The following is a 19,837-nucleotide window of genomic DNA, read 5'->3' as shown; positions in this document are numbered from 1 at the left end:
GGCTGGCTGTCGGAAACGGAGGAATTTATGTTAAGACAGACCACCCAGCAACTTATTACCGCCCTTTACCCAAGACTATCCCATGAGGACGAACTTTCCGGCGAGAGCAATTCCATTTCCAACCAAAAGCGGATTTTGGAAACCTACGCCAAGCAGAACGGCTTTACAAACCTGCGCTGGTACACCGACGACGGTTATTCCGGCGCAAACTTTCAAAGACCCGGATTTCAAGCCATGCTTGCAGACATTGAAGCCGGGAAAGTCGGCACAGTCATTGTCAAGGATATGTCCCGGTTAGGGCGAAACTACTTACAAGTGGGAATGTACACCGAAATGATTTTCCCACAGAAAAACGTCCGTTTCATTGCTATCAATGACGGCGTGGACAGTGCGCAGGGGGAAAATGATTTTGCCCCGCTGCGGAACATTTTTAACGAATGGCTGGTGAGGGACACGAGCAAGAAAATCAAGGCAGTCAAACGCTCTAAGGGCATGAGCGGCAAGCCCATTACAAGCAAGCCCGTCTATGGCTACCTCATGGACGGGGACGAGAACTTTATCATTGACGAGGAAGCCGCCCCGGTGGTACGGCAGATTTACAGCCTTTGCCTTGCCGGGAACGGTCCGACCAAGATAGCCCGTATGCTCACAGAGCAGCAAATCCCCACGCCGGGGACGCTGGAATACCGCAGGACGGGAAGCACCCGCCGCTACCACCCCGGCTATGAGTGCAGGTGGGCGACCAATACAGTGGTACATCTGCTGGAAAACCGGGAATATACGGGCTGCCTTGTGAATTTCAAGACGGACAAGGTTTCCTACAAGCTGAAACACAGCGTAGAAAATCCCCCGGAAAAGCAAGTGATTTTTGAAAACCACCATGAGCCTATCATTGACCGGGAAACATGGGAGCGGGTGCAGGAGTTACGCAAACAGAGGAAACGCCCCAACCGCTATGATGAAGTGGGCTTGTTTTCCGGCATACTCTTTTGTGCGGACTGCGGCAGCGTCATGTACCAACAGCGGTATCAGACAGATAAGCGCAAGCAGGACTGTTATATCTGCGGCAGCTACAAGAAGCGCACCGCCGACTGTACGGCGCACTTTATCCGCACCGACCTTTTGACCGCCGGAGTGACCGAAAACCTTAGAAAGATTACCAGCTATGCGGCAAAGCATGAAGCCCGGTTTATGAAGCTACTTGTGGAGCAGAACGAGGACGGGGGCAGACGCAGGAACGCCGCCAAGAAAAAGGAACTGGAAACGGCACAAAAGCGTATCAGTGAACTTTCCGCTATCTTCAAGCGGCTGTATGAGGACAGCGTGACCGGGCGCATATCAGACGAGCGTTTTTCGGAACTGTCGGCAGACTATGAAGCCGAGCAGAAAGAACTGAAAGAGCGTGCCGCCGGATTGCAGGAAGAACTTTCCAAAGCGCAGGAAGCCACCGAAAACGCAGAAAAGTTTATGAAAGTGGTTCGTAAACACACCAGTTTTGAAGAACTTACCCCCACTCTGCTGCGGGAGTTTGTGGAGAAAATCGTTATCCATGAAAGCGTTGCCCTTGACGGGAAACGCCGGGGGAAGTTACGCAGACAAGAAATCGAAATCTATTATTCTTTTGTCGGCAAGGTAGAACTGCCCGACTAATGCCCGCCCTGTCCGGTTCTCTGACCGGATAGGAACGGCAAAATTTTTTACACTTCTTTTACTTCTTTATCTCACATGAGTAAAGTCACAGGGAATGAAGCAGCTTATGGCAGGTGGTGGTGTAGCCCTTATCGGAACAACTCTTGTTCCACTTCTATCTGGTCTTTTCTAAGAAAGAGCATGGCAGGATCATGCGGGCATGAAGCTCAGGAATAAATGATTCGCATTGACAAATACTAATGCATAGTATATTATAATATCAGGTGGGATATCCCACTTGATATTATGGAGGTGAGAATCATGACAGCAGTAAAAGATTACACAGTTCATATTGATAGCAAAAAGAGAATTACACTCAGAGGCGCATTATTTCAGTATTACAATGTTAAGGAATACGATAATGGATGTATTATGTTGGAGCCTAGAGAATTGACAGTTCCAGAGAGCATTTCTGCTCGAACCTTAGAGGATATGGATAGAGCAATCAGTAATTTCAAAATGGGCGAGGTATCTCCGGCCGTTGATTTATCTGATTTTTGAGATAAGAGCAGGAGATACGAATGACATATAATATACGAATGGGTATTCCTGAGATGGCTGAATTATGGAATAGACTACAAACGAGCTATCGAGAAGGAACAATAAGTAAAAAGGATGCAGAACTTTATAAGAAATGGGGAGCTGCACTTAAAAAATTGGCAATGGATCCGTTTTATCCTAGTCTACAGTCACACGAGATTGAACCGCTATCTAAGAGGTATGGAATGAAAGTGTGGCAGTCCTATTTGGAAAATAAGAAAAGCGGAGCTAGAAGGATGTATTGGGTTTATGGTCCAGATAAGAGTGATATTACAATTATTGGATTAGAGCCACATCCGGAAGATGCTAAGAATGGGGCTTATGACAGAGTAGCTTTGTCAGACCTAAATTAAAAACTAAATATGAAACATGGCAGATAAGGCCGATCAGAGATAATCTGACCGGTCTTTTATTATGTCCAAATTACAAATAATGAATTTTAGGAGGAAAACAAAATGGCATTTTTTCAGAGCGCAGTAGGCGTATTACAGACATTAGTTATCGCACTTGGAGCAGGTCTTGGAATCTGGGGTGTAGTAAACCTTATGGAAGGTTATGGTAATGATAACCCTGGTGCAAAGTCACAGGGAATGAAGCAGCTCATGGCTGGTGGCGGTGTAGCCTTAATCGGAACGACTCTTGTACCTTTACTTTCCGGCTTGTTCTAAGAAAGAGATGTAACTAAGAAGCAGGGCCAGCACTCGCTGGTCCTTTGGAAAGAAGAGGAGGTAACAAGTGCAAAGCATTATAGATTCTATTGTGGAATGGCTTAAGGAACTGCTTGTTACAGGCATTATGAGTAATCTTACCTCTACCTTTGATTCGGTGAACGCACAGGTAGGACAGATTGCAACAGAAGTTGGTATGACACCAAGCGCATTCTCACCGGCAATATTTAACATGATTAAGAATCTTTCTGAAAATGTAATTATGCCGATAGCGGGATTGCTATTAACATTTATTGCCTGTTATGAGCTGATTCAGTTAGTCATAAGCCATAACAATCTGGCAAACTTTGAGACCTGGATCTTTTTTAAATGGGTATTTAAGACCTTTGTAGCAGTAACACTGATTACGAATACCATGAATATAACCATGGCGGTGTTTGACGTTGCTCATCATGTGGTAAGTCAGGCAGGTGGTATTATCACCGGAAGTACAGCCATTGACGCAAGTACACTTGCAACGATGCAAAGCACCTTGGAAGCGAAGGATGTGGGAGAACTGCTTGGCATCTTCCTGATGTCCTTTATTGTTCAGTTCCTGGTGTATATCTTATCAGCACTTATCTTTGTTATTGTTTACGCACGAATGATAGAAATCTATCTCATATGGAATATTTTAAGGCAGAAGAGTAGCGATGTGGAGAAGCTTGTATTATCACGTAGAGGTGGCTTAAATTCAGCGAAAAATTGCTCTTGAATTTGTAATATAACATGCATATATTATAAGTGAACGCATATGATTTAAGCTATTCCTCTGTAGAATCAGGAGGAAGAAAATGGCATCAAGAAAAGATTCAAAAGGGTATGCTCTTCGCACCGGTGAGTCACAGAGAAAAGACGGAAGATATTGCTTTTCTTATCAGGACAAGAGAGGAAAGCGACACTATAGATATGCGAAGACATTAGTTGCACTTAGGGATATTGAAAAGGCTGTTCGCCGAGATATGGAGGACGGACTTAATCCTGCAAATGCAGCAAGAATTACAGTAAATGAGATGTATGATAAATATATGTCTCAGAAGTATGGTTTGAAACCATCTACTAGAAATAATTATAAGTATTGCTATGATCATTTCGTTAGGGATACCTTTGGCAGAAAGAGATTGGTGACAATCAAGTATTCTGATGTGAAAGAGTTGCCTATCATGACCTCTTGTAGATACAGCCAGGAAATTGCTGATGTGATTTGCAAACTAAAGAAAGACAACAAAAACATCGTTACATTTGCGGGCAAGACTGGTGTAAAGCCGGTATTACTTATTTTTGCCCCTGAGAAAATTGATAGAGTGATCAGTGGATTTATCAATGCATTGGAGACTCACGGCCTCTATGATAATAAAGGCGTATATATCCCTTCTGTTGATACATCGGAGCTTACCAATTATGAAGCGATGAAGGAAAAACTCTCCATTGAAGTGATTTCTGCTGAAACAAATGCAGAGCTGCTTACAAAGATTCCTCATGAAAGCATGGAGGACATGGCGGTTGTATATCGTTTTGTGCTTGAGAGCAATGATGCCGGCAGAGCATCCATTCTGGTAACCAATGACATGATTAATCACATGGGAGTGACCCATGAGCAGCTGAAAGCGGATGCGCTTGAGAACGCACCGGAAATCAGACCGGCGGTTATCCAGGGTATGAGCGAGGTCATGAGAGAGATGATGGGGCCGGAAGCATTTGAGATGTTTGGTCTTCCTGAGGAGCAGGAGGAAATGATGTATGTTGCAACGGTTCCGGATAAGAACTCCGGGGCGGGGGTGCTTGCTTATCAGGATTTTATGGACCAGGCAGCTGAGAAGCTTGGTGGAGACTTCTATATTCTCCCCTCATCGATTCATGAAATTCTGTTAGTACCTGATAACGGAGACAAGGCTGCAGATGATCTGAGAGATATGGTAAGGGAAGTCAATGCTACCCAGGTAAGTCCTGAGGAAAAGCTTACTGACAACGTGTACCATTATGATTCCAAGGAGCATATCTTTGAACTTGCGGAGAAATTTGAAGCAAGACAGCAGGAAAAAGCCGAGACCCAGATTGATGAGAAATCGGAGGAGCATGGTTCTGTGTTAAAGGATCTGAAGGATAAGCAGAAGGAAGTTGTAGCAAAGCCTCCCGTAAAGGATGCAGCAGAGAAGGCAGCAAAGGCTAAGGGCGGGGAAGCCCTCTAAGAATATCGTAAAGTGTCAGCTTATGGCGATTGCCATAGGTCTGGCACTTTTTTGATGGAAAGGCAAGGTAATACAATGTCAGGAGCATATATTGAGAAGAACAGAACAGGGGCTAAGCCACCGGTCAGCCATCCGCAAAACTGTAAAGAGGAATGTCCATATGGGTATGACAAAGCATTTTGTTTTCCGTGCTATAAAAAGCTGATGGAAGAGATGCGAGGCAAAAGAAAGGGATAGCCATGGGATTTGATTACTTTTATGAAGATCAGTCCCAGCAGTTTGCTTTTTACCGGATACCAAAGGTCCTTTTTACTGATGCAAGGTTTCAGGGAATATCCACGGAAGGAAAGGTATTGTACGGACTGCTACTGGACCGTGTATCACTTTCCAGGGATAATGGCTGGATTGATGAGGAGGGGCGGGTATATATCATTTTCACTCTGACTTCCATCCGGGAAGCTATGAACTGTTCCGAAAAATCAGCAATCAAGTATCTTTCGGAGTTGGAAGAGTTTGGGCTGATAGAGCGCATTAAGCAGGGACTGGGAAAGCCGGCACTGATCTATGTGAAGAATTTCTTAGACCAGCAGAATTTACAGGTCAAGGCCTGTAAAGATTACAGGTCTGGTACTGTAAAAGTTACAGGTCAGGACCTGTATAATCTACAGCCTAATAATACTAATAACAATAATACTGAATATAGTGATACTTATCCTATCCTATCCGGGGATGAGGAGCGGATGGGATATGAAGCTTACCTTAGGGAACAGCTGGAAATATCAGTCTTAAAGAGCAGGTATCCTTATGATTCCGATATGATTGAAGGCATTCTGGAGCTTATGCTGGACATTTTGTGTTCCAGAAGAAAGATGATCCGAATTGCCGGAGATGACAAACCGGCCAATGTGGTAAAGGGAAGATTCATGAAGTTAAACATGGGACATATTGAGTATGTGATGGACTGTGTCCGGGAGAATACCACGAAAGTCCGCAGTATTAAGCAGTATCTGCTGGCTGCATTGTATAACGCACCGGCTACCATGGACGGCTATTATCGTGCGGAAGTTAATCATGATATGGCCACAGGAAAAATATAGACCAGGAGGGATTGGTTAAATTGAATGATACAGAATATATTTTGGGCCGTTTGGAAAAGATAGCGGCAAATCTGGAAGAGATTGTCAGTATTCTGGCACCGGAGCAGTCGGCAATCTATGTGGATGCATCGCAGCAGGTGAATTTCATCGGGATGGAAGATGCAATGGCAATTCTGGACGGCTTTGGAAAGAACAGTGCTTCCGAGATGATAGGGAAGACGGATTATATTCTTGTCTATGATACAAGAAAGAAGCTGCTCATTGACGGAGAGGCATATGTGCCGGCCGGATATCTTGTGATGAAATCGGATTATGGATTACAGGGGCTTAACGAGAGTGATATCAGTGCAGTCATGTCAGAGCTTAGAAGCAGAATCTGTACGCTTGCAGTCGGACAGTACCGGATCCAGAGCTACAGGCTGGGATAGGAGGTTTCTATGAATAACAAACCATGGGCTTATGTTACATCTGCATGGAGCGCGGATCGAACCAAAGCCAAAAGATCTGCAAAAAGATATTGCAGGAAACTGTATGAAGCAGGCTACACACCGATCTGTCCGTTACTGTCATTGCCGGAGGTAATTGACGTAAGTAATGCGGATGAATATAAGGATATCTGGATATGTCAGAGGATATGCTGAGACGTTCCAGAATTCTTGTGGTTTGTGGAGCCGCCGTAAATGAAACGGTGCTTACGGATATTGCGATTGCAAATCGCTTTCACGTGGCATCATCCACCATGAGGGGAGTCCTTGGTGTGGATAAGAGCAGAAAAGAAGAGTAGATTTGTGGAAGGAAGTGAGAAAGCTGGTACATGAAGAAGTAAGTAAGGAGGCAGCGGACAAGTCCATCCGCATTGCTGTCAGAGTATCCAAACCTACGCTGAAATTGTTTATGAAAGCATTAAGTACAGTGGTTGGAAAGCCAACAAAGGCGGTCGGGAAGGCAGTGGGTGAAAAAATCCATCCGACAAAAGGAAAGCAGTCAATCAAGACTCTGGTTCGTCAGGGCCAGGGAGTCTCGTCCATTCCGCTTGCTGATGAAGGGCTTAAGGATTTTCAGAAGATCGCCAAAAAGTATGGAGTTGATTTCGCAGTCGTAAAGGACAAGAAAGCGGATCCTCCGGTATATACCATATTCTTCAAAGCAAAGGATATGGATGTGATTACAAAAATCTTGCAGGATTATGCAGATAAGCAGGTGAAGAAGGGGTCAAAGGAGCGCCCAAGTGTTCTTGAGAAACTGAAGAAATTCAAGGAGATTGTGGCAGCGATTCCAAGGAAAGTGGCAGAGAAAAAGAAGGAGAAGGTGCGATGAATATGAAACAGATAAAAAAGCAGCTGATCCTGAACATTCCCTATATTGTTCTGGGACTGGCTGCTACCAATCTGGGAGAGATGTGGCGACTGGCGGTGGGTGCCAATGCGTCTGAGAAAGTACAGAGCATTGTACTGGATGGACTGATTGCAAAGGCATTTTCCAATCCGTTGCAAAGTTTTTATCCGACTGACCTGCTGGTAGGCATCGCCTGTGGTGCAGCGCTCAGGCTGGCAGTGTATCTGAAAGGGAAAAACGCAAAAAAGTTCCGGCATAATGAGGAGTACGGTTCTGCCAGATGGGGAAAGCATGCAGATATCGAGCCTTTTGAGGATCCGGTGTTTGCAAACAATATAATTCTGTCCCAGACAGAGCGGATCACCATGAGCAGCAGACCGAAAATTCCGAAATACGCCAGAAATAAGAATGTTCTGGTGGTTGGTGGTTCAGGTTCCGGTAAGACGAGGTTTTTTATCAAGCCAAATCTTTTGCAGATGCATTCATCCTACGTGGTGACTGATCCAAAGGGTGGTCTGGTCAATGAAGTAGGAAATGCCCTGTATAAGAACGGGTACCGGATGAAGGTGTTTAATACCATCAATTTTACAAAATCAATGCATTATAATCCATTTGCCTATCTCCATTCTGAGAAGGATATTCTGAAACTGGTAACAACACTGATTGCCAACACAAAAGGGGAGAGCAAAGGTGGAGATGATTTCTGGCTGAAAGCGGAAACACTGCTTTACACCGCATTGATTGGGTACATCCATTATGAGGCTCCGGAGGAGGAACAGAATTTTTCTACCCTGCTTGAAATGATCAACGCAATGGAAGTCCGGGAGGATGATGAAGAGTTCAAGAATCCGGTGGATCTGATGTTTGAGGAACTTGCAGAGCAGAACCCGGACCATTTCGCAGTAAGGCAGTATGCCAAGTATAAGCTGGCAGCCGGAAAAACAGCCAAGTCCATTCTGGTTTCCTGTGGTGCAAGACTGGCACCCTTTGATATCAAGGAACTCAGGGATCTGACAGCATATGATGAACTGGAACTGGATACTCTGGGAGATGAGAAGACTGCCCTGTTTCTGATTATGTCGGATACGGATGGCACTTTCAATTTCCTAATTTCCATGATTTATACGCAGATGTTCAATCTCCTTTGTGAGAAAGCAGATGATGTTTATGGTGGAAGACTTCCGGTACATGTGAGGTGCCTGATTGATGAGGCGGCCAATATCGGGCAGATCCCGAATCTGGAAAAGCTGGTGGCAACCATCCGAAGCAGGGAAATCTCGGCATGTCTGGTATTACAGGCAAAGTCACAGCTTAAGGCAATCTATAAGGATAATGCAGATACCATCATCGGCAATATGGATTCCCAGATTTTCCTTGGTGGTACCGAGCAGACGACTTTAAAGGACCTGAATGCAATTCTTGGAAAAGAGACCATTGATATGTACAACACCGGACAGTCAAAGGGTTCCCAGGAAAGCTACAGCATGAATTATCAGGAGCTTGGCAAAGATATGCCATAATACTTCGTGAAGAGTTCAGTTGCCTTGAATCTATCACGAACAGGGACACGATCAACTGGATTCTGAAAAATGAATACAGGAGGTCGATTATGGAACATTTACCGAAACGAATCACCGAGAACGGCATTGACTATATACTGGTCGGTGACTACTATATCCCTGACCTGCGGCTGCCGGAGGAATCCCGTCCTATCGGACGCTGGGGACGGATGCACCGGGATTATCTGAAAGAATGGCGTCCGGTCTTGTACAATGACCTGCTTTTGTCCGGCAGGTTCTGGACGTACCTTGCAGACTTAAACGAACAGGCACAGAACCGGCTGGAGGTAATCACCGAGCAGATGAAAGCCGCGGAGGGAATCACCGAAGAATTAAAGCGCCGGGACTGGCTCTTATGGGTGCAGTCCATGAACAACATCCGCAGCCGGGCAGAAGAAATCATCTGTACTGAAATGATTTTTTGTTGATAAAGTGCCACCGGGCAGCCCCGGCTTACCGTTCTGCCAATTCCATAATAACATTGCGTTGCGAATAAAGCCAGTTCATAAAGTTTTTGGGGCTGGCTTTTCCCGTTTTTACCTCCTGTTTCCGTTTCAGGGCTTCCTTTTTGAATGCTTCAAAGGCAGACTGCATAGCTGCCAGCCTGTCGGCGGGAAAATCCGGCAGCTTCTTTGCACGGTTGATCTGGTTGCGCCAGCTCTGGCACTCATTTTTATAGAGCAGGTCATAGTTGTTTTCCCTTGCCCGTTCATCGAAGTCCCGCTTGTTCTGGAGGGATTGTTTCTTCCGGCATTTCTCACTGCAAAGTTCATACCGCAGACTGCGGGCAAGAAACACTTTGCCGCAGATTTTGCATTTCCGGAAGCACAGCCCCCAGTCGTTCAGGCGGTTTAAGTAATAAGTAATCAGAGGATAAAAGGACGCATAGGCAGCGACACATTCCATATCCCTCCGGGAATCCGGATACCAGAGGTCAAGCCGGGTATCTTCTGCCGGTATCATGCCGTAAATCCGGTGGGACAGTTCAAGCAGTCTTGGCTTTCCGTTGTCCGGGTCAAATTTCAAAACAGGGTCGCCCATGAAAACAGCCGTCAGGGAACCCATTTTTTTCATAAACCGTTCACAGGCTTCCTCCCTTTCCCGTGGGAGCCTTGCCTGCAAATATCCGTTCCAGATACGGAACGCCGCAAACATTCTCACCGGATCGCCGGTGAGATATTTTTTTGCCAGGAAGTCCCCGGCTTTCTGTTCCAGGGCAGGCTGGCTCCAGCGGTTTGTATGCAAGGCTTCCCTAAGAGGGGAAAGCCCGTTTAAGTTCCACTCCCTGTCCGGGTCATGTTCAAATTCCGCAAGGAGGCTACCGAGGGGGCGGGTCACATCGCAAAGGACGTCCGCTTCCCCGTCTCCCTGGAGCCGGAAGCGGATTTCCTGTTCTTCCCCGACCAGAATCCGCTCTTTCATCTTCTGCCTGTCCAGCGTTAGGACAAAAATCATCCGGTCATATACCGGTTCATGCCTCACAAATTCAAAATCCATCTGAAGCCTCCTGAATGGTTTATGGTAATTATATAATTCGGTTCAATCTGTTACATCTATAGTACCATAGAAGTATTGATTTGTCAAAACAAGTGCGATAATTTTTTGTCAAGTGGTAATTCCGTATCACGCAGCACATTGACAAGTGCATGACCGTCCAGACCGAGATAAACCGCCATGACCACTCTCCATAAAAGAGTGCGAGCGCACCGAAAAACGGTGACTTATGTATGCCAGGCAAGGCAGCATGATGGAAACGGGATGGGTAGAACGGCAAAACAATCCCAGTAAAACTCACATTGGAGGAAAACAAAATGAATGATAAGAAGAAACTGAAAAACTATGATGATCTCCCATTGGTTCTGGATGTGGACGATGTCCGCCGGATTATGGGAATTTCAAGGACGAGCGCTTATGAGCTGGTTCGCACGCCGGGCTTCCCGGCATTTCGGAGCGGGCGGCTGATTAAGGTCAGTAAGAAAGCGTTCTTTGACTGGATGGCAAAAGGAAACCCGGCGGCGGACAACGTGCCCTCCACCACACATTAACAACAATCTATTTTAAGGAGGTTCAAACGCTATGAGATTGAGTATGGAAGAAAAGCAGGCTTTGTATGATTACGCCTGCCCGAATCACTGTAACACCGTGACAAGGTTAAAGTGGGTCACTGCCCTGACGGTTGACCCGGAAAGGAAGCACCGGATGCTGGCGCTGGCAAGGAAGATTGACACGGAAGAAATGGAACAGTGCTATCCCTGCTTTTACCGCTGTCTGCGTTCGGAGATGGAGCGTTATCAGCAGGCGAAGCAGTATCTGCATTTGGTAGAGGCAGGCACCGACTATGAGGAGGATATGTATGACGAAGCGGTCTAAATACGAAAAAGAAACCATTCTGAATTTTAATGAGGCGGAGGCAACCGCCACGATCTACACCTATAATGCCAGCCTAAAACGGCGGCTGGCAGAGTTTAGCCGGAAGTACCCTGTCCTGTGCCAGATGAAGCACAGCACTCCAGACGGAAGTGTGACCTATGAGATTGACAAGTCCCGTATCTCTATCCGGTTCCTCCCGCCTTACAGTGAGGAACGCAAGGAAGCTGCCAGAGCCTATGCGAAAGAGCATGGCTTTCAGGTTCTGTCAAGGGAGGAAGAAGCCGCATGATTTCGGGGCGTTTTCGCTGAAAAAGACGGGTCTGGACACGCTGTTTTGCTTTCGTTTCCGGGCAGAGGTATCAACGGTTAGGGAACGCCGGAAACAGCGTTTTGTGCGTTACAAGACCCGGCAGACGGCTGTCAATCATCCTTTTTGATGGCACCATGCCGCAGGGATTGTAGCGCAGGATGTTCAGACCGGCACTACACCGGGGAAAGCTGGCACCCTTACTTTGATAGGGTGCGGCTTTTGCCGGGCGGGAGTACAGAGGGTGCAACCCTTTGTGCTGGGTTGAGGGATGGCAGTCCCCATCGGGTCAAGGGTGAAACGCCTTGGCAGGTCAAGGGCGCAGCCTTTGCCCAGGAAAAGTGATGCCTGCGTCACTTTATACTGAGTATTACCTGTCGCAGAATCGCAGGTTTTTGCAGCTTCGCTGCCGAATCCCCTCTGGGGGAAATCTTGAGAAATGGAGGAAAATGCTATTTGAAACTGACACGCCACAACGGGCGAGCCGGGAAAAACGGAACCTATAATCCAAAGCACAATGACCGCCGCTTCGATGTGGAAAACAGTGACCATATCGACACAGAACGAGCCAAACAAAATATTTACTGGGACTGCTTCAACGGCTACCGCACGTTTGCAGACCGAGAGGAAGAACCGGAGTTAGCTGCTACCTTTGAAGAAGTGGAGCAGCTTTATTATGTCCAGAAATACAGCCCATTTGTGGAGGGGCAAAATGCCCGGAATGCTCAAACCAGGCATACCGAACGTAACCGCTCCATTGAAGAAATCCGGATGAACAAAAAGACCTGCCCGGAAGAAACAGTTTACCAGATTGGAAATATGGAGGAATACGTTTCCCCGGAAGTGCTTTTGCAAGTAGTTACAGAATTTATAGCAGAGCTGAACCGGCGCTTCGGTTCCCATATCCACACGCTGGACTGGGCGCTCCATCTGGATGAATCGACACCTCACATCCATGAACGTCATGTATTCGATTGTGAGAACAAATATGGGGAGCTTTTCCCACAGCAGGAAAAGGCACTGGAGGCGTTGGGATTTGAACTGCCGGAGCCGGAGAAAAAGCCCAGCCGATACAACAACCGGAAGATGGTTTTTGATTCCGCCTGCCGGGTGCTTCTCTTTGAAGTGGCGAAAAAGCATGGCTTGCACCTGGAGGAAGAACCGGAGTACGGGGGACGGAAATATCTGGAGAAGCAGGACTTTATTCTTGCAAAACAAAAGGAACGGATGGCTGCCCAGGGCGAAATCATTGAACAGCAGCAGACCGTGATTTCCGAGCAGCTTGGGGCAATCCTGCACCAGAATCAGGCTCTCAGTGAAAATGCAAAAGAGATTGCAATGCAGGGGGAAAAGCTGGAAAAACTCACGCTCAAACTGGAGGATGTAGAACAGCTCATTGATGATGTTTCGGACATTGCCTATGACAAGGCGGTAGAAGTCGTGACCGATACTGTCCGCATCGAAACCCATCAAGAAGATATGCGTCTGGTGGATGAAACGAAACGGTGGCTGCTCTCCCTGGAACGGAAAGCGCCGTTAAAGCAGCGTGAATTTGCGGTGAAATATCTGGATTCTGTTATGGGTAAAATCGGCAATGCCATGAAAACTGTACTGCACCGGATTCAGCAGAAACTCATGCAGCCAGATATGAGAAATGCCGGAAAACAGCAGGTTAAGGAACAGGCAAGGGAAACTATTTTGGAAAAACTCAAACGGAACCAGAGGAAAGTCGACCAGGAAAACGCCGCAAGGAAACAGGCAAGGCAGAACGCAAGAAGCCAGGAAACAGAGCTTTGACGGAATGGAGGGATGCGTATGACATTATTTGAAGCAGTCAAGCAGTCTGTGACCACAAGGCAGGCTGCTGAGTATTATGGAATCCGGGTAAACCGGAATGGGATGTGCCTTTGCCCTTTTCACGAAGATAAGCACCCCAGCATGAAAGTGGACAAGCGGTTCCATTGCTTTGCCTGCCAGGCAGACGGGGATGTGATTGATTTCGCATCCCGTCTGCATGGTCTGGACGCAAAGGAAGCGGCAAAGCGGCTGGCGGCAGACTTTGGAATCCACTATGACGGGCAGGGACGGGCTTCTCCCCGTCCGGTCAAGCCAAAAATTTCTGAAAAGCTGAAACAATATCAGGCAGAGCAGCGCTTTTTCCGGGTGTATGCAGACTACCTGCACTTGATGAAAGACTGGCGCAGCCTGTATGCGCGCAGGACACCAGAAGAAAACTGGCACCCGCTGTTTGTGGAGGCATTGCAGAATCAGGACTATGTGGAATACCTGCTGGATAGCTACCTGTCCGGCACCGAAGAAGAACGGGCGGAGCTTGCTTTCGCCCAGGGAAAGGAGGTGACGGGGCTTGAACGGAGAATATCCGAGTATCGGCGAAGCACAGACCGGAACCGAAGTCCAGTCCATGACCGGGGCAGGGAACTTCTTCCCACCGGCACCGATGGCAGATGAGATCAGGGAACACCTGGCTACCACCCAAAAGGGGCAGACCGCCAACACCATCGGCAACTGCATGATCGTGTTCCGGGCAGACTCCATGTTAAGGGGCGTAATCCGGCTGAACCTGCTGACAGAGCGGGTGGACATTGTACGGGATCTGGGCTGGCGCCGGATGACTGCCGCCCTGACGGACACGGATATGAAATACCTGCGGCTGTATTTTGAAGAAAACTATGGGATTACCAGCAACCCGAAAATTGAGGACGCCCTGGCGATTATCGCCAATGAAAACCGCTACCACCCCATTCAGGACTGCCTGGCTTCCCTTGTCTGGGATAAAGTCCCACGGATTCGGGGCTGCCTGCACCATTTCCTGGGTGCAGAGCAGAGCGATTATGTGGAGACCTGCCTGACCCACTTCCTCTTAGGGGCAATCAACCGGGTATTTCATCCCGGCTGCAAATACGAGGAAATGCTCTGCCTGGTGGGCGGAGAATAACTGCTGAATAAAACTTATAAAAAATTATAAATAGTTGTTGATTTTTATAACTTTTATTGATAGAATAAAGTATAAACATTATAAGGAGATTTTAACCATGAGTAAATACTATTCTATCAATGAATTTTCAAAAATTTTAGGAGTGTCAGCACAAACATTACGAAATTGGGACAATAATGGAAAACTTCATCCACATCATACTTCTAGTAATGGATACAGATATTATTCTCATGAACAATTAAATCAAGTTATGAATATAAAACCAAATCTTGATAGAATTACTATCGGATATTGTAGAGTTTCAAGCAATAAACAAAAAGATGATTTAGAACAACAAATAGAAAACATGAGATTGTATTTAACTGCACAAGGTAAAACTTTTGAGATTATAAGTGATATAGGTTCTGGAATCAATTATAAGAAAAAAGGTTTAAAAGAACTTATTAAACGAATATCTCAAAATAAAGTTGAAAAAGTTGTAGTTTTATACAAAGACAGACTATTAAGATTTGGTTTTGAGTTAGTTGAATATATTGCAAGTTTATATAATTGCGATATAGAAATAATTGATAATACTGAAAAATCCGAACAACAAGAACTTGTTGAAGATTTGGTTCAAATAATAACTGTATTCAGTTGCAAGTTGCAAGGCAAATGTGCCAATAAAGCAAGAAAACTTATAAAAGAATTAATTGAGGAAGGTGGTGAAGAAAATGATAAAAACAATCAGAGTAATGTTACTCCCAAATAACAAACAAAAGACTAAATTATTCCAATATGCTAATATTGCTCGATTTGCTTATAATTGGGCATTAGGAAGAGAAAAAGAAAATTATAAGAATGGTGGTAAGTTTATATCTGATGGAGATTTAAGAAAAGAATTTACACAGTTAAAGAAAACTGATGAATATTCTTGGTTGAATAATGTTTCAAATAATGTAACAAAGCAAGCAATTAAAGATGCTTGTGAAGCATATAGAGATTTCTTTAAAGGATATACAAAGTTTCCACGATTCAAAAGTAAGAAACATTCAGTCCCAAAGTTTTACCAGGACAATGTAAAAATACAGTTTACAGATACACATGTAAAGGTTGAAGGATTTGCTACTTCTAAAAAGAAGAACAAGCAAAAACTAAACTGGATAAGACTTGCAGAGCATAGTCGTATACCTGCTGAAAACGTAAAATATATGAATCCTCGTATAAAGTATGATGGAATTAATTGGTATATCACAGTTGGTATTGAATATGAAGATTCTATCACTCTTCCATCAAATGAAGGTGTTGGGATTGATTTAGGAATTAAAGCTTTGGCAATATGTTCTGATGAACATAAATATCAAAATATCAATAAGACACAAAGAATTAAAAAGTTAGAAAAAAGAAAACGCAGGTTACAACGTTCCATATCAAGAAAATATGAAAATAATAAGAAAGGAGTAAGTTACTGTAAAACAAGTAACATTATAAAAAGGGAAAATGAGCTTTTAAAGTTAAATCACAGACTAGCAAATATTCGTCAGAACTATTTACATCAAACTACTACTGAGATAGTGAAAACCAAACCGTCTTATATAGTGTTAGAAGATTTGAATGTAAAAGGTATGATGAAAAATAAACATTTATCTAAAGCTGTTCAGCAACAAGGATTTTACGAATTTAGAAGACAAATTGAATATAAATCAGCATGGAACAATATTCCAGTTATTATAGCAGACAGATTCTTTCCAAGTTCTAAATTATGTAGTTGTTGTGGTGCTATTAAGAAAGATTTGAAGTTATCAGACCGTATTTATAAATGTGAATGTGGAAATGTAATTGATAGAGATTATCAAGCTGCTTTAAATCTTAAAAGTTATGGAGAAATGGTTTTAAAACAACAATCTGTAGCATAACACTTTCAAGTTAATACAGATGTGTACTGGCACGTTAGTCAGGAATTTACGCCTATGGAGTGTACAAGAACTTGTGAGTAGTATCTGAATTTATTCAGTACAAAAGCATACACAATGAAGTAGGAATGAAACATAAAATTTTATAACTTTTTATAAGTTTTCGGTAACGGTCAGGGAGCCGGTAAGTCCACGTTCTTCCGACTGCTTGCCATCCGGGACGAATGGTTTTCGGATGATTTGAAGCAGTTAAGCGACAATGATGTGTTTGAGAAGCTGCAAGGTCATTGGATTATCGAAATGTCGGAAATGCTGGCAACCAGCAATGCGAAAAGCATTGAGGAAATCCGCTCTTTCATCAGCCGCCAGAAAGAAACCTACCGTACCCGTTACGAAAGCCAGCCCAAAGACCGGCTCCGGCAGTGTGTCTTTGGAGGCACATCGAATACCGTGGACTTTCTTCCCCTTGACCGGGCGGGCAACCGGCGTTTCCTGCCGGTTATGACAGACCCAAACGAAGCGGAGGTTCACATCCTGGACAATGAAGCCGAGTCCAGAGCCTATCTGTTGCAGGTATGGGCGGAGGCAATGGAGATTTACCGCCGAGGGGACTACTCCATGAAATTCAGCGTCCAGATGCAGAAAGAATTGAAGCTGGTTCAGCAGAACTTCATGCAGGAGGACACGGATGCCGGTATCATCCTGGATTTTCTGGAGCGCTACAAGGGAGACAAGGTATGCTGCAAGCTGCTGTACCGGGAAGCCCTGCGGCTTTATGACGAGCCGAAGAAATGGAAGCTCCATGACATCAGCGAGATCATGCGTACCTATGCCAAAGGCTGGCGCTATTTTGAAAATCCCCGGTCATTCGGGGGCGAATATGGCAGGCAGAAAGGCTGGGAACGAATCCCTGACAACCAACTGTCCGGCAACCAGGATGGATTTCAGGCGCTGACCGAGGCGGAGGCAGAGCAGATCGAGTTGGTTTTCCAAAAGACCGCCTAAAAAACAGTGTTGGTTGCAGGGATGATTGCCGGGTTTGTTGCCCGGTTGGTTGCCGGAAAAGAAACGCCCGTCAAAGGTAAAAGCCTTACAGAATCAGGCGTTCCCATGAATTTCCCATCCCCTGACAACCAAAGCAACTAAGAATCAGGAAGAAAAAATAAAAAGTAACCAATCACAGCCGGAAACAGGTTCAGAGGTTTTTAGCGGTAAGTTGCCGCAGTTTGTTGCCGCCTCTCCCTGCCCGGCTATTTTTATATGGAGGTATTGCTTATGGCAGAAAATAAAGGAACAAAGAAGTCCCCGGATACCGGGAAGAACAAAAAGGTGCTGTTCATCGTGAGCCGGGAGTTTTCCGGACAGCAGACCATGCGGCAGGCGTTCGAGCAGCTCATTGAGCGGCAGACCTGCGAGCATTTCGAGGAATGGATGGGACAAAAAGCCAGTTAACCACACGAAAACCGATTGCTATTTGGACGGGGGCATGGTACTATAATGGTATCGTGTCCCTGTTCGTAGAAGGAGACTACTATGAGCAGGAAAAAACAAACAAATCAGAAGATCACCGCCCTCTATTGCCGAATCTCTCTCGACGATGGCGGCGATAATGAAAGCATGAGTATCAGCAACCAGAAGCTGCTGCTCAAAGACCATGCCGAAAAATTAGGTATGTTCCAGTACGAATACTATGTGGACGATGGGTACACAGGACGCAACTTCAACCGCCCCTCTTTCCGGCGGATGATCGCTGATATTGAGGCGGGGAAAGTGGGCTGCGTCATTACCAAAGACCTCTCCAGACTGGGACGTAACTACATTGAAGCAGGCACTTATATCGAAATCTTTTTCCCAAAACACAATGTAAGATATATCGCTGTGACAGACGGCGTAGACAGCCTGACCAGCCCGGAACTGGACATCACGCCGTTTAAGAACATCCTGAACGATATGTACAGCCGGGATATTTCCAAAAAGGTGCTGGCTGGACGTATGACCCGCTCCCGCCAGGGGAAGTTCTGCGGAGGGACGCCGCCCTATGGCTTGAAGCGTGACCCGGAGGAAAAGGGGCATTTACTGATTGACCCGGAGACTGCGCCGGTCATCCGCAAAATCTATGATATGGCGCTGGACGGCTGGGGCTGTATGCGGATTGCCAAACGGCTGATGGAGGATAAAGCCCCCATTACCCATGTGAAAACACAGACGGAATGTGATGTGAATTACTACTACTGGAGCGCCAGCAGGATCAGCCACATCTTACGCAATCCCTTTTATAAAGGGGCGCACCTGGTCTGCCGGACACACCAGAAAGGAATCCGCTCCGGTACGGTGGACATTATCCCCCGTGAAGATTGGGAAATCATTGAAAACTGCCACGAAGCGATTGTCACGCCGGAGGAATGGGACAAGGTTCAGGAGCTGATTGACGGCAGACCTGCCATCATGGAGGGCAATGCCTGCCCCTTTTACAACATCTTCCACGGCATTATCTACTGTGCTACCTGCGGGAAGTCCATGCAGGTACGGTATGAAAAGGTAGGACGCACCGGAAAAAACCGCTTTACCGGCAAAATGAGGGAGCCTATCGACAAGGCATACTACATCTGCCAGACCTACAACCGGCTGGGAAAGAACGCCTGCACCAGCCACAAGATTGAGGCAAGGGATTTGTATGACCTGGTATTGAAAGACATTCAGGAGCTGGCGGCAATGGCTTTACAGGATGCGGATGCGTTTTATAGCCGGTTGTGCCGCCGAATGGAGCGCCAGTACCAGACAGACGCTTCCGAGGTACAGAGGGAATGTGAAAAACTGGAAGTCCGGAACCAGGAAATCGACGATTTGTTTTTGAATCTGTACACCGATAAGGCAAAGGGGATTTTATCGGAACAGCGCTTTCTGAAGCTGACCTCCGCTATGGAGCAGGAACAGGAAGCGAACCGGAAACGCCTGCAAGACCTGTCTCTGCTGATACGCCGTACAGAATCCCAGGAAAGCGATGTACAGACCTTTATCCATGAAATCCGCCAGTATGCTGCCATTCAGGAACTGGACGAAGCCATGCTGCACCGTCTGATCAGCCGGATTGTAGTCGGCGAAATGAAGAAAGTGGATGGACAGAAACAGCAGGAAGTGAAAATCATCTACAACTTTGTGGGTGAGATACCGGAATAAGCACCGCAAAACCATAACA

22 protein-coding genes and 5 pseudogenes are annotated in these 19,837 nt (G+C 45.9%); 26 read left to right on the top strand and 1 reads right to left on the bottom strand.

Translation table 11 applies throughout. The features are described from left to right. The first annotated feature begins 27 nt into the window (after nt 1–27). The 15 genes and pseudogenes from ASU35_RS01095 to ASU35_RS01040 all read left to right on the top strand — a co-directional run bounded on the left by ASU35_RS01095 (nt 28) and on the right by ASU35_RS01040 (nt 9,544). Nucleotides 28–1,650, top strand: a complete 1,623-nt coding sequence (locus ASU35_RS01095) for a recombinase family protein (RefSeq protein WP_058351285.1) — start codon at nt 28–30, stop codon at nt 1,648–1,650. Nucleotides 1,651–1,732: 82 nt separating this feature from the next. Next, nucleotides 1,733–1,822: pseudogene (locus ASU35_RS20660) on the top strand (Maff2 family mobile element protein); the annotation flags it as partial. Between the two features lie 128 nt (nt 1,823–1,950). After that, a complete protein-coding gene (locus ASU35_RS01090; protein WP_058351284.1) occupies nt 1,951–2,190 on the top strand; it encodes a hypothetical protein in 240 nt (79 codons plus the stop codon). A gap of 20 nt (nt 2,191–2,210) precedes the next feature. Then, entirely contained in the window at nt 2,211–2,582 is a 372-nt protein-coding gene (locus tag ASU35_RS01085; RefSeq protein ID WP_058351283.1) for a hypothetical protein, read from the top strand. A gap of 102 nt (nt 2,583–2,684) precedes the next feature. Continuing rightward, nucleotides 2,685–2,897 (top strand): Maff2 family mobile element protein, encoded by a 213-nt coding sequence (locus ASU35_RS01080; RefSeq protein ID WP_058351282.1) that lies wholly within the window; start codon nt 2,685–2,687, stop codon nt 2,895–2,897. 127 nt (nt 2,898–3,024) lie between these two features. Next, nucleotides 3,025–3,561 (top strand): annotated as a pseudogene (locus ASU35_RS01075) (VirB6/TrbL-like conjugal transfer protein, CD1112 family); the annotation flags it as partial. Nucleotides 3,562–3,730: 169 nt separating this feature from the next. Continuing rightward, nucleotides 3,731–5,125: a DUF5688 family protein gene (locus ASU35_RS20005; RefSeq protein WP_058351281.1), complete on the top strand. Its 1,395-nt coding sequence runs from the start codon at nt 3,731–3,733 to the stop codon at nt 5,123–5,125. A gap of 75 nt (nt 5,126–5,200) precedes the next feature. Continuing rightward, nucleotides 5,201–5,362, top strand: coding sequence for a hypothetical protein (locus ASU35_RS19005; protein WP_156059318.1), 162 nt, complete (start codon nt 5,201–5,203; stop codon nt 5,360–5,362). A 2-nt stretch (nt 5,363–5,364) separates the two neighbouring features. Beyond that, nucleotides 5,365–6,222 (top strand): DUF6017 domain-containing protein, encoded by an 858-nt coding sequence (locus ASU35_RS01065; RefSeq protein WP_058351280.1) that lies wholly within the window; start codon nt 5,365–5,367, stop codon nt 6,220–6,222. A gap of 20 nt (nt 6,223–6,242) precedes the next feature. After that, nucleotides 6,243–6,650 carry a hypothetical protein gene (locus ASU35_RS01060; protein WP_058351279.1) on the top strand — a complete coding sequence of 136 codons (408 nt, stop codon included), beginning with the start codon at nt 6,243–6,245 and terminating at the stop codon, nt 6,648–6,650. Nucleotides 6,651–6,659: 9 nt separating this feature from the next. Then, nucleotides 6,660–6,863 (top strand): DUF7768 domain-containing protein, encoded by a 204-nt coding sequence (locus ASU35_RS18305; protein ID WP_083504076.1) that lies wholly within the window; start codon nt 6,660–6,662, stop codon nt 6,861–6,863. After that, the gene (locus ASU35_RS19000) at nt 6,845–7,006 is read left to right on the top strand and encodes a hypothetical protein (RefSeq protein ID WP_156059315.1); all 162 of its coding nucleotides are present in this window, start codon (nt 6,845–6,847) and stop codon (nt 7,004–7,006) included. The genes ASU35_RS18305 and ASU35_RS19000 overlap by 19 nt, the downstream gene beginning before the upstream one ends. A 2-nt stretch (nt 7,007–7,008) precedes the next feature. Then, on the top strand, nt 7,009–7,539 hold the full coding sequence (locus tag ASU35_RS01050) for a PcfB family protein (protein WP_058351278.1): 531 nt from the start codon (nt 7,009–7,011) through the stop codon (nt 7,537–7,539). Next, a pseudogene (locus ASU35_RS01045) lies at nt 7,536–9,071 on the top strand (VirD4-like conjugal transfer protein, CD1115 family); the annotation flags it as partial. The gene ASU35_RS01050 and the pseudogene ASU35_RS01045, both read left to right, overlap by 4 nt. Before the next feature lie 95 nt (nt 9,072–9,166). Next, nucleotides 9,167–9,544, top strand: coding sequence for a TnpV protein (locus tag ASU35_RS01040; RefSeq protein WP_058351276.1), 378 nt, complete (start codon nt 9,167–9,169; stop codon nt 9,542–9,544). A 25-nt stretch (nt 9,545–9,569) separates the two neighbouring features. On the opposite strand, the gene ASU35_RS01035 is transcribed toward ASU35_RS01040, so the two are convergent. After that, nucleotides 9,570–10,613 (bottom strand): hypothetical protein, encoded by a 1,044-nt coding sequence (locus tag ASU35_RS01035; protein ID WP_058351275.1) that lies wholly within the window; start codon nt 10,611–10,613, stop codon nt 9,570–9,572. A 314-nt stretch (nt 10,614–10,927) separates the two neighbouring features. On the opposite strand from ASU35_RS01035, the gene ASU35_RS01030 reads away from it, so the two are divergent. The 11 genes and pseudogenes from ASU35_RS01030 to ASU35_RS00985 all read left to right on the top strand — a co-directional run bounded on the left by ASU35_RS01030 (nt 10,928) and on the right by ASU35_RS00985 (nt 19,818). Beyond that, complete coding sequence (locus ASU35_RS01030) at nt 10,928–11,161, top strand: helix-turn-helix domain-containing protein (protein ID WP_058351274.1); 234 nt, start codon at nt 10,928–10,930, stop codon at nt 11,159–11,161. Between the two features lie 31 nt (nt 11,162–11,192). Further along, nucleotides 11,193–11,486, top strand: coding sequence for a hypothetical protein (locus tag ASU35_RS01025; protein ID WP_058351273.1), 294 nt, complete (start codon nt 11,193–11,195; stop codon nt 11,484–11,486). Beyond that, entirely contained in the window at nt 11,470–11,775 is a 306-nt protein-coding gene (locus tag ASU35_RS01020; RefSeq protein WP_058351272.1) for a hypothetical protein, read from the top strand. The genes ASU35_RS01025 and ASU35_RS01020 overlap by 17 nt, the downstream gene beginning before the upstream one ends. A gap of 474 nt (nt 11,776–12,249) precedes the next feature. Continuing rightward, nucleotides 12,250–13,590, top strand: coding sequence for a hypothetical protein (locus ASU35_RS01015; RefSeq protein WP_058351271.1), 1,341 nt, complete (start codon nt 12,250–12,252; stop codon nt 13,588–13,590). A gap of 18 nt (nt 13,591–13,608) precedes the next feature. Further along, nucleotides 13,609–14,262, top strand: a complete 654-nt coding sequence (locus ASU35_RS01010) for a CHC2 zinc finger domain-containing protein (protein WP_058351270.1) — start codon at nt 13,609–13,611, stop codon at nt 14,260–14,262. Continuing rightward, nucleotides 14,252–14,746: pseudogene (locus ASU35_RS01005) on the top strand (VapE domain-containing protein); the annotation flags it as partial. The gene ASU35_RS01010 and the pseudogene ASU35_RS01005, both read left to right, overlap by 11 nt. A 100-nt stretch (nt 14,747–14,846) precedes the next feature. Further along, entirely contained in the window at nt 14,847–15,500 is a 654-nt protein-coding gene (locus ASU35_RS01000) for an IS607 family transposase (protein ID WP_058351268.1), read from the top strand. Beyond that, nucleotides 15,463–16,644 (top strand): RNA-guided endonuclease InsQ/TnpB family protein, encoded by a 1,182-nt coding sequence (locus ASU35_RS00995; RefSeq protein WP_058351267.1) that lies wholly within the window; start codon nt 15,463–15,465, stop codon nt 16,642–16,644. Before ASU35_RS01000 ends, ASU35_RS00995 begins: the two co-directional genes overlap by 38 nt. A gap of 168 nt (nt 16,645–16,812) precedes the next feature. Beyond that, nucleotides 16,813–17,646, top strand: a pseudogene (locus ASU35_RS00990) (VapE domain-containing protein); the annotation flags it as partial. Nucleotides 17,647–17,916: 270 nt separating this feature from the next. Continuing rightward, entirely contained in the window at nt 17,917–18,093 is a 177-nt protein-coding gene (locus tag ASU35_RS19570; protein ID WP_172794573.1) for a hypothetical protein, read from the top strand. Nucleotides 18,094–18,174: 81 nt separating this feature from the next. Next, nucleotides 18,175–19,818 carry a recombinase family protein gene (locus tag ASU35_RS00985; RefSeq protein WP_058351266.1) on the top strand — a complete coding sequence of 548 codons (1,644 nt, stop codon included), beginning with the start codon at nt 18,175–18,177 and terminating at the stop codon, nt 19,816–19,818. The last annotated feature ends 19 nt before the right edge of the window (nt 19,819–19,837 follow it).

This window comes from Acetivibrio ethanolgignens, from assembly GCF_001461035.1.
Classification (GTDB): Bacteria; Bacillota; Clostridia; order Lachnospirales; family Lachnospiraceae; genus Velocimicrobium; species Velocimicrobium ethanolgignens.
The sequence above is the reverse complement of the archived record's forward strand: the minus strand, read 5'-3'. Positions and strand labels throughout refer to the sequence as shown.

Excerpts from the sequence above, each read along its gene's own strand:
- ASU35_RS01020 (WP_058351272.1), top strand. The coding sequence starts at position 11,470 with ATGACGAAGCGGTCTAAATACGAAAAAGAAACCATTCTGAATTTTAAT.
- ASU35_RS01000 (WP_058351268.1), top strand. The coding sequence starts at position 14,847 with ATGAGTAAATACTATTCTATCAATGAATTTTCAAAAATTTTAGGAGTG.
- ASU35_RS00985 (WP_058351266.1), top strand. The coding sequence starts at position 18,175 with ATGAGCAGGAAAAAACAAACAAATCAGAAGATCACCGCCCTCTATTGC.
- ASU35_RS19000 (WP_156059315.1), top strand. The coding sequence starts at position 6,845 with ATGTCAGAGGATATGCTGAGACGTTCCAGAATTCTTGTGGTTTGTGGA.
- ASU35_RS00995 (WP_058351267.1), top strand. The coding sequence starts at position 15,463 with ATGATAAAAACAATCAGAGTAATGTTACTCCCAAATAACAAACAAAAG.
- ASU35_RS18305 (WP_083504076.1), top strand. The coding sequence starts at position 6,660 with ATGAATAACAAACCATGGGCTTATGTTACATCTGCATGGAGCGCGGAT.
- ASU35_RS01085 (WP_058351283.1), top strand. The coding sequence starts at position 2,211 with ATGACATATAATATACGAATGGGTATTCCTGAGATGGCTGAATTATGG.
- ASU35_RS19570 (WP_172794573.1), top strand. The coding sequence starts at position 17,917 with ATGGCAGAAAATAAAGGAACAAAGAAGTCCCCGGATACCGGGAAGAAC.
- ASU35_RS01025 (WP_058351273.1), top strand. The coding sequence starts at position 11,193 with ATGAGATTGAGTATGGAAGAAAAGCAGGCTTTGTATGATTACGCCTGC.
- ASU35_RS01030 (WP_058351274.1), top strand. The coding sequence starts at position 10,928 with ATGAATGATAAGAAGAAACTGAAAAACTATGATGATCTCCCATTGGTT.
- ASU35_RS19005 (WP_156059318.1), top strand. The coding sequence starts at position 5,201 with ATGTCAGGAGCATATATTGAGAAGAACAGAACAGGGGCTAAGCCACCG.
- ASU35_RS01080 (WP_058351282.1), top strand. The coding sequence starts at position 2,685 with ATGGCATTTTTTCAGAGCGCAGTAGGCGTATTACAGACATTAGTTATC.
- ASU35_RS20005 (WP_058351281.1), top strand. The coding sequence starts at position 3,731 with ATGGCATCAAGAAAAGATTCAAAAGGGTATGCTCTTCGCACCGGTGAG.
- ASU35_RS01040 (WP_058351276.1), top strand. The coding sequence starts at position 9,167 with ATGGAACATTTACCGAAACGAATCACCGAGAACGGCATTGACTATATA.
- ASU35_RS01035 (WP_058351275.1), bottom strand. The coding sequence starts at position 10,613 with ATGGATTTTGAATTTGTGAGGCATGAACCGGTATATGACCGGATGATT.
- ASU35_RS01095 (WP_058351285.1), top strand. The coding sequence starts at position 28 with ATGTTAAGACAGACCACCCAGCAACTTATTACCGCCCTTTACCCAAGA.
- ASU35_RS01010 (WP_058351270.1), top strand. The coding sequence starts at position 13,609 with ATGACATTATTTGAAGCAGTCAAGCAGTCTGTGACCACAAGGCAGGCT.
- ASU35_RS01065 (WP_058351280.1), top strand. The coding sequence starts at position 5,365 with ATGGGATTTGATTACTTTTATGAAGATCAGTCCCAGCAGTTTGCTTTT.
- ASU35_RS01090 (WP_058351284.1), top strand. The coding sequence starts at position 1,951 with ATGACAGCAGTAAAAGATTACACAGTTCATATTGATAGCAAAAAGAGA.